This window comes from Methylobacterium segetis (assembly GCF_004348265.1).
GTDB lineage: Bacteria > Pseudomonadota > Alphaproteobacteria > Rhizobiales > Beijerinckiaceae > Methylobacterium > Methylobacterium segetis.
In genome coordinates, this window is the sequence record NZ_SMNT01000041.1 from 36,295 (window position 1) to 44,066 (window position 7,772).

At 72.6% G+C, this 7,772-nt stretch carries 6 protein-coding genes; all 6 read right to left on the reverse strand.

Annotated elements, in window-relative coordinates; translation table 11 throughout:
- Positions 1–5 precede the first annotated feature (5 nt).
- Complete coding sequence (locus tag E1J50_RS12540; protein WP_132254081.1) at positions 6–1,154, reverse strand: ABC transporter permease; 1,149 nt, start codon at positions 1,152–1,154, stop codon at positions 6–8.
- Complete coding sequence (locus E1J50_RS12545) at positions 1,151–2,167, reverse strand: ABC transporter permease (protein WP_132254084.1); 1,017 nt, start codon at positions 2,165–2,167, stop codon at positions 1,151–1,153. Before E1J50_RS12545 ends, E1J50_RS12540 begins: the two co-directional genes overlap by 4 nt.
- The gene (locus tag E1J50_RS12550; protein ID WP_207919196.1) at positions 2,164–4,113 is read right to left on the reverse strand and encodes an ABC transporter substrate-binding protein; all 1,950 of its coding nucleotides are present in this window, start codon (positions 4,111–4,113) and stop codon (positions 2,164–2,166) included. The genes E1J50_RS12545 and E1J50_RS12550 overlap by 4 nt, the downstream gene beginning before the upstream one ends.
- The gene (locus E1J50_RS12555; RefSeq protein WP_132254086.1) at positions 4,110–4,997 is read right to left on the reverse strand and encodes a hypothetical protein; all 888 of its coding nucleotides are present in this window, start codon (positions 4,995–4,997) and stop codon (positions 4,110–4,112) included. The genes E1J50_RS12550 and E1J50_RS12555 overlap by 4 nt, the downstream gene beginning before the upstream one ends.
- Positions 4,997–6,838, reverse strand: a complete 1,842-nt coding sequence (locus E1J50_RS12560; protein WP_132254089.1) for an ABC transporter ATP-binding protein — start codon at positions 6,836–6,838, stop codon at positions 4,997–4,999. The genes E1J50_RS12555 and E1J50_RS12560 overlap by 1 nt, the downstream gene beginning before the upstream one ends.
- Positions 6,835–7,772 (reverse strand): polysaccharide deacetylase family protein (locus E1J50_RS27295; protein ID WP_483466574.1); only part of this gene is annotated, 938 nt, incomplete at its 5' end. The genes E1J50_RS12560 and E1J50_RS27295, both read right to left, overlap by 4 nt.

Genomic DNA, 7,772 nt, shown 5'->3' on the forward strand with positions numbered 1-7,772 from the left:
TCGCCTCACTGGTAGGGGTCGGCCGCGTCGCGCAGCCCGTCGCCGAGGAAGTTGAAGGCGAGCACCGTCACGAGTACGGGCACGACCGGCCAGAGCAGCCAGGGGTAGAGCTGGACGGCGGCGAGGTTCTGGGCCTCGTTCAGGAGGACGCCCCAGCTCGTCACCGGAGGGCGCAGGCCGAGGCCGAGGAACGAGAGGGCCGTCTCACCGAGGATCATGGTGGGGATGGCGAGCGTCGCCGAGGCGATCAGGTGGCTCATGAAGTTCGGGATCAGGTGGCGCGCGATCACGCGGGCGGGCGTCGCGCCCATCAGTTCGGCCGCCTGCACGAAATCCTCCTCGCGCAGCGCGAGGAGCTTCGCGCGCACCGCCCGGGCGAGGCCCGGCCAGTCGAGCAGGCCGAGGATGATCGTGATCCCGAAGAACACCCAGAGCGGGCTCCAGGTCGGCGGGAGCGCGGCGGAGAGGGCGAGCCACAGGGGCAGTTCGGGGAGCGAGCGCACGATCTCGATCAGGCGCTGCACGGCCGCGTCGGCCGCGCCGCCGAAATATCCGGCGATCCCGCCGAGGATCAGCCCGAGCGCGAAGGAGATCGAGACGCCGACGAGCCCGATGATCAGCGACACCCGGGCGCCGTAGACGAGGCGCGAGAGCAGGTCGCGCCCGAGCCGGTCGGTGCCGAGCAGGAACAGGGTGCCGCCCTCGGGCGGGCAGACGAGGTGGCGGTCGGCGGGGAAGAGCCCGAGGAACGGGTAGCCGTCGCCGCGGCACAGGAAGCGCAGCGGCTGCGGGCGGCTGCGATCGCTGCGATAGTCGCGCCGGAAGGTCTGCAGGTCGAGCTCGGCGCGATAGGGATACACGAAGGGCCCCACGAATCGTCCGTCGTGGAACAGGTGCAGACCCTGCGGCGGCGCGTGGATGAAGTCCCCGTTCCGCCGGGCCTGCCCGTAGGGTGCGAGCCACTCGACGAACGGCACGCTCGCGTAGAGGGCGGCGAGGACGAGGGCCGAGGCGACGGCGAGCCGGTGGCGCAGGAACCGCCGGAGGAACAGCCTCCACGCGGAGGCGGCTTCCCCGCGGCCCGGATCGCCCGCATCGGGATCGAAGGGGCCGGTGTCGACGAAATGACCGGGACCGCCCACCCTCTCCATCATCGGGCACCGAGGCGGATGCGCGGGTCGAGCCAGACCAGCACGAGGTCCGAGATCAGCATGCCGACCAGGGTGAGCCCGGCGATGAACATCAGGATGAAGCCCGCCATGAACTGATCCTGGCTGCGCAGGGCGTCGAGCAGCAGGGGGCCGACCGTCGGCAGGCTGAGGACGAGGGAGACGAGCACCGAGCCCGAGACCACATGCGGCAGGAGGTTGCCGATGTCGGCGACGAAGGGATTGAGCGACATCCGGAACGGGTATTTCAGGAGGGCGCGCAGCGGCGGCAGGCCCTTGGCGCGGGCGGTGACCGTGTAGGGCTTGGCGAGCTCGTCGAGGAGGTTGGCGCGCATCCGCCGGATCATCGCCGCGGTGCCGCCGAGCCCGATCACCAGGGTCGGCACGACGAGGTGGGCGAGCAGCGAGCGGACCTTCGGCCAATCCCAGGGCTTGCCGGTGAACTCCGCGTCGTAGAGGCCGCCGATCGAGAGACCGAACCATCGATTGGCGTAGAACAGGAGGATCAAGGCGAGCAGGAAGCCCGGCACCGCGAGCCCGACATAGCCCAGCACGGTGACGAGCGCGTCGCCGGCCGAGTGCCGATGGGTCGCCGAGTAGAGCGCGATCGGGATCGCCACCGCGTGGACGAAGATCACCGCCGCGAGGTTGACGACGAGGGTCAGCCAGAGCGCGTCGCCCACCACCTCGGCGACCGGCCGGTCGTACTCGAAGGACCAGCCCCAATCGCCCTGGATGAGGCCGGAAAACCCCGCCGGGCCGGGCCACAGGCCGATCCACATCAGGTATTGCTCGGTGACCGGGCGATCGAGGCCGTATTGCCGGATCAAGAGCTCGGCCTTCGCGACGGAGGCGGCCTCGCCGCTCGCGCGCAATTCGGCGATGCGGTTCGTCAGGAAGTCGCCCGGCGGCAGCTTGATCACCAGGAAGACGAGGGCCGAGATCACGAGGAGCGTGACCGCCATCGTGGCGCAGCGGCGCAGGACGAGGCCGATCACTTGGCCTCGGCCCTTCGGTCGGCGGGGCGATCCCAGAACACCTCGTCGAGGCGCTGCACGCCGATCATCGCGGTCGGCTCCCAGGAAAAGAGCGCGCGCTCGGGGAGATTGGCGAGACGGTCGGCCGCGACGACCGGCTGCAGCGCGCCCGCGACCGTGCCGATCACCCACTGGTTCTCGGCGTGATTGCGCAGCATCTCGCGCCAGATCTCGCCCTGGCGGCCTGCGTCGTCGGTCCCGTTCCACTCTTCATTCAGCGCGATCAGGCGCTGGACCGCCGCCACGTCGCAGGGCTCGCCGCTCCGGCCGCGCGATTCGACATTCAGGCTCCAGCGCGGCCAGGCATAATGGTCGGGCTGGGCCGGGCTCAGGCCCGTCGGCGGCATGATCGCGGTCGCGACCGCGAGGTCGAGCCCCTGCGCGGCCACCATCACCGTCATGCCGGCGAGCGACCGGCGCCTCAGGTTGGTGCGCTCCTGCGGCTTGACCACGAGCCGGATGCCGACCTCGCGCCAGAACTCCGTGATGAGGAGGAGACCGTCGAGGATCATGGCCGCCTCGCCGTCGCTCTCGACCACCACCTCGACCGGGCGCCCGTCCGCCATCAGGCGGATGCCCGCCGCGTCGCGCCGGTCGAGACCCGCCGCGTCGAGCAAGCGGACGGCCTCCTCCGGATCGTAGACCGCGTGGAGCGTCCGCAATTCGGGCGCGAAGAGCGGGCTCTCGGCGACGACCGTGTCGTTGCCCTCGGTGCCGAGGCCGAAGAGCAGCGTGTTGTTGAGGGTGCGCCGGTCGATGGCGAGCGAGAGTGCCCGCCGGTACCGCAGGTCGCGGTTGAGCGCCCGCCAGCCCGCGTCGAGGGTGGTGAGGTTCGGGTAGAGCGCGATCTCGGAGCCGCGGGCGATCGGCCAGAGAAGCGTGCGGTAGCCGTGCGCCCGCTCGCCCTCCTTCAGGCTCGGAATGTCCGACATCGACAGGCCGCGGAACATGAGGTCGGCCTCGCCCGCATTCGTCTTCGGGGTGAGCAGGCCGGACGCGGTCACATCCATCAGGATGCCGTCGAGATAGGGCAGCTGCGTGCCGTCGCGGTCGACGCGGTGATAGGAGGGGTTGCGCTCGAAGACGAAGCGCGTGGCCGGGCTCGGCGTGCGCGGCCGCCAGGCCTGAAGGGTCGGGCAATCGGGGTTGGTGAGTTCGTAATTGTCGTCGAGGCGGTTGTGGAGCGCCGCCCAGCCGCGCAGCTTCTGCGCCTTCGCGGCGGCCTCCGCGGCCTCGCGGCCCGCATGGCGTGGATGATACGGCCTCAGGTAGTGGGCCGGGCGGTAGATCAGCGGGTCGCGCGGTGCGGCGAGCGCCGGCAGGAAGCGGGGGTTCGGCCGCTCCCAGAGATAGCGGATCGTGATGTCGTCGAGGATCTCGACGCGCGGCGGCTTGGCGTCGACGAGGAAAAAGTCCGGAGGACCGCCGGGGCTGAGCTCGGGCTCGTTGGCGACATCCTCCCAGTAGTAGCGGAAATCCTCGGTCGTGAACGGGTGGCCGTCCGACCAGCAATGCCCTTTGCGGAGGCGGAAGGTGAAGCGGCCCCCCTCCTCGTCGCAGCGCTCGAGCACGTCCGGCCGCAGGACGAGATCGGCGTCGTAGCCGACGAGGCGGGTGTAGCCGTAGACGGAGAGATAGCGGACGTCCCGCGCCCTGGCGATCAGCGTGCGGATGCTGCCCCCGGCCGTGCCGCGCCGGCGCCCCCGGGCGGCGAGATCGACGACGAGCGGGGTCTCGGGCAGGCGCGTGGCCGCACCCGCCTCCGGGGCGGCCTGCGGCGCGGCCGGGCGCAGAAGGGCGGCCGCCGTCAGGCCGGTGACAAGGCTGCGCCGGGACAGGCCGCCCTCCGCGGCCGCGCGCTCGCGCCCGGGCGCTTCCTGCGGGAGGCCGGTCCGATCGACGCTCACGGGCTCGCCCCTTCGGGGCCGGCCCCGCGCCGGCGCAGGGTCACGGCGGTCAGCCGCGCCGGCGCGTATCCGGTCGCGCGGTGCAGGTCGTCGAAGGCGTGGGCGCGCGCGATGCAGGCGGCGGCCTCGCGCATCAGCGGGTCGTCGGGACGCTGCTCGAAGGCGCGGCCGTTGTGCAGCCAGCGGATCGGCTCGGGATCGTCGCGCAGGGCCGTGACCATGGCGATGGTCGGGTGGGCCGGGCCTCCGTGGGCATGGATGCGGTGGCCGGCCGCGTCGTCGTCGAACAGGAGCCGCGTGATGCCGCGCGCCCTGGCCTCGACGACGCGACGGGCCTGCGAGACGTGATCGTCGAAGAAGGCGACGGTCGCGTCGGGATCGAGCGCGCTCAGATCCGCCCGCGCCCAATCGACGGTCGCGTAGTGCGCGCGCGCGTCGCGGTACTGGAGGCCGGACAGGTCCGGGTCGTGGCACCGAATCTGCGCCTCGGGGCAGGCCTGCCGGATCACCCAGGTCGTCAGGCCGCGGAACACGCCGGACTCGATAACGAAGCGCGGCGCGAGGGCGCGCATCGCGACGTAGAGCTGCAGGGCGCCGTTGAAGCCGCTGCCCCCACGGCGCTGCCTCACGGGTGCGTGTGGGATGAGAGACCAGAACTCCTCGACCATGGCGCGCACGGAGCCGCGCACCGGGATGCCGGCGGCGGCGAGGTCCGCCTCGAGGATCGCTGCCGCGTTCGCCAGCAGATGCTCGACCTCCCGGCCCGAGAGCGGCCGGTGGATCCAGTCGGGATCGGCCGGCACGAGATCGTAGCCGAGGCGGTCGAAGAACGGCACGAGCATCCGGCGGCGCAGCCGTTCGAGGAGGATCGGCCGCGCCCGCATCAGGCCGCCTCCCGTGCGTGCGCGGCGCCGACGCGAATGCGGTGGCCCGGCTCGATCGCCCGCATCGTTCCCGCCTCGTCCGGGGCGAGGCGGAAGGGCTCCGGCCATCGGTCGGGGTCGGACGCCTCCCCGGTCACGGCGGCGAAATCCAGCGGGTGGTCGAGGCTGGGATCCGGCACGGCCGCGAGCAGCGCGCGGGTATAGGGATGGGCGGGATTGCGGAACAGGGCGGCGCGCGGCGCCTCCTCGACGATCCGGCCTCGGCACATCACGCTGATGTCGTCGGCCATGTAGTCGACCACCGCGAGATTATGGGACACGATCAGGTAGGAGAGGCCGAGGGCTGCCTGCAGGTCTTTGAGAAGGTTGAGGATCTGCGCCTGGACCGAGACGTCGAGGGCCGAGACCGGCTCGTCCAGGACGAGCAGGCGCGGATTCAGCGCGAGCGCGCGGGCGATGCAGATCCGCTGCCGCTGGCCGCCCGAGAAGGCGTGCGGATAGCGCGCGAGCGCGGCCGGATCGAGACCCACCATCGCCATGAGGTCGCGGGCCCGCCTGCTCCGGAGCCGGGGCTCGACCCCGTGGATCTCCATGGGCTCGCCGAGGATCTGGCGCACGCTCATGCGCGGATCGAGCGAGGCGTAGGGATCCTGGAACACGAGCTGGACGAGGCCGCGATAGGCGAACAGCCTTGCCCCTTCGAGGTCGTGCACGTCGGCGAGGCCGGCGCCGGCATCGAACAGGACTCGCCCCGAATCGGGTGCCAGGGCGCGCATCACCATCTTCGAGACGGTGGTCTTGCCCGAGCCGGATTCGCCCACGAGCCCCAGGGTCCGGCCGCCCGCGAGGCGCAGGGACACGTCCGACACCGCCCGCACGATACGGGGCTTCGCGAACAGGCGGCCGGCCCGCAGCACGAAGCTCTTGCCGACGCCCTCGACCCGCAGGATGTCCCCGGCCGGCGCGGCGTGCCGGTCCATCGGCGGGATCTCGGCCCGCGCCGCGCGGATCGGCGCGAGCCGCTCGCCCGGCGCCATGTCGAAGCGCGGCACCGCCCGCATCAGGGCGCGCAGGTAGGGATGGCCGGGCCGGCGCAGGACGGTGTCGCGCGGTCCCGATTCGACGAGCCGGCCGCGATAGAGCACGGCGACGTCGTGGGCGATGTTCGCGACGATGCCGAGATCGTGGGTGATCAGCAGCATCGCCATGCCGGTCTCGTCCTGCAGGCGGCGCAGGAGGGCGAGGATCTGCGCCTGCGTCGTCACGTCGAGGGCGGTGGTCGGCTCGTCGGCGACGAGAAGGGCGGGCTTGAGGATCAGCGCCATGGCGATCATGGCGCGCTGGCGCAGGCCGCCCGACAATTCGAACGGGTAGGTCGTGAGGGCGCGGGCCGGGTCGGGAAAGCCGACGCGGGCGAGCGCCTCGCGCGTCTCGGCATCCGCCTGCCGGCGGCTCGCCCCGGTGTGGACGCGCAGGGCCTCGCCGATCTGGTCGCCGATCGTGTGGAGCGGCGACAGGGATGTCATGGGCTCCTGAAAGATCATCGCGATGCGCTGGCCGCGTAGAGCGCTCATCACCGCTCCATCGGGGATAAGAGCAGCGATGTCAGTCGGTTGGGCCCCCTCCGCGAACAGGATGCGGCCGGTGGTGATCTCTGCGGCAGGGGGCAGGATCCGCAGCACCGCCTGCGCCGTCACCGACTTGCCGGAGCCCGACTCGCCGACGAGCGCGAGCGTCCGGCCGGCCCCGACGTCGAGCGACAGGCCGTGGAGGACCTCGGCCCTCCCGGTATCGGTCCGGAAGGCGACCGACAGGTCGCGGATCGACAGGAGCGGGCTCACGGCAGCCTCGCGCAGGCGGCGCTCCTGGCCCTGGGTCGCGCGGCCGCCAGTGCCGCCCGGAACAGCCGGCGGGGGTCGGCGAAGCGCACGGCCGAATGCCGGGCGAGGAAGTCGAGGAGGCGTTCGAGGAAATCCCAGAGCGCGGCGTCGTGGGCGCCGTGGTGCGTGAGGAGCCCGATCGGCGTCTCCGGCGCCTCCGTCAGGATGGCGAGCAGGCGATCGACGAGGCGGTGCGGGTCGACGAGGCTGCGGGTGCCACGCCAGTCGATCGGATCGATCTGCGGGTCGTGGCGCAGGAGGCCGGGGACCTCCCCGGCCGCACCGGGCGCGGCCGAGAGCGCCTCGTATCCGAGATCCGGCAGGGCCGCGGCGAGATGTCCGTCCAGCCGGTTCCAGGGCGGCACGAAGACCGGCAGCAGCTGGTCGGCCGGAAGCCGCGATCGCGCAAGCCGCAGCGCCTCCTCCGCCTCCGCGATCAGGACGGGCAGGGACCGGTGCGGGCCGAACTCCGCGGGGCGGCTCCTCGGCGGCGCGTGATCGGCGTGGACGAGGCCGTGGACGGCGAGGCAGGCCCCCGGCGCGCGATCGACGCGTCTCGCGAGCGAGGGCTCGACCCGGCCCGGAATGGCCGCGATCAGCACCGGCAGGCCCGCCTGCTCGGAGAGGGCGAGCAGCCGGTCGAAGGCGGGCGTCGCCGCGACCGCGTCGTCGTCCCGCCACCAGACCGGAACCCGCGCGCCCTCGCGGGCCGCGGCATCGAGCCCCGCGCGGAGGCGGGCGAGCGCGGCCGAGACCGGGTCGCCCACGCGCCGCGTGCCGGGCACGTTCGCCGCAGGCGGACCCGCCGTTCGCGCCGCGAACAGGTCCTCCATGATCGCCACCGAGCGCGGACCGCCGTCGAGATCGATGCCGTGCGGGGAGAGGGCCGGGGCCG

Bases quoted from the DNA above. Each gene is read 5' to 3' on its own strand.
- E1J50_RS12540 (WP_132254081.1), bottom strand. From the start codon at position 1,154: ATGATGGAGAGGGTGGGCGGTCCCGGTCATTTCGTCGACACCGGCCCC.
- E1J50_RS12555 (WP_132254086.1), bottom strand. From the start codon at position 4,997: ATGCGGGCGCGGCCGATCCTCCTCGAACGGCTGCGCCGCCGGATGCTC.